Here is a 244-nt window from a genome sequence, read left to right on the forward strand (position 1 = left end):
CAAGGTTCGGGATCCACAGGAGCGGATGCGCGCCGAACGGGGCCGAGAGCAGCTCGTGTGCGAAGCCGCCAGGACCCTTGATCTTGAGGTTGTAGTAAATCATCAGCACGAACACGCCGAGCGCGATCCAGTATGTCTTTAGTGCGATCAGGTACGTGACGAGCAGGGGAATCCACAGCACGTCGTGATACCAGAACGCGATGGCGACGAACATCGCAATCGTCGCCCCCATCTTGAAGGCTTC

2 pseudogenes are annotated in these 244 nt (G+C 58.6%); both read right to left on the minus strand.

Features of this window, described 5'->3' with window-relative positions:
- Positions 1-127, minus strand: a pseudogene (locus tag AB4Y44_RS42840) (F0F1 ATP synthase subunit A); the annotation flags it as partial.
- Positions 119-244: pseudogene (locus tag AB4Y44_RS42845) on the minus strand (ATP synthase subunit I); the annotation flags it as partial. The pseudogenes AB4Y44_RS42840 and AB4Y44_RS42845, both read right to left, overlap by 9 nt.

The organism is Paraburkholderia sp. BR10937 (genome assembly GCF_040965695.1).
GTDB lineage: Bacteria > Pseudomonadota > Gammaproteobacteria > Burkholderiales > Burkholderiaceae > Paraburkholderia.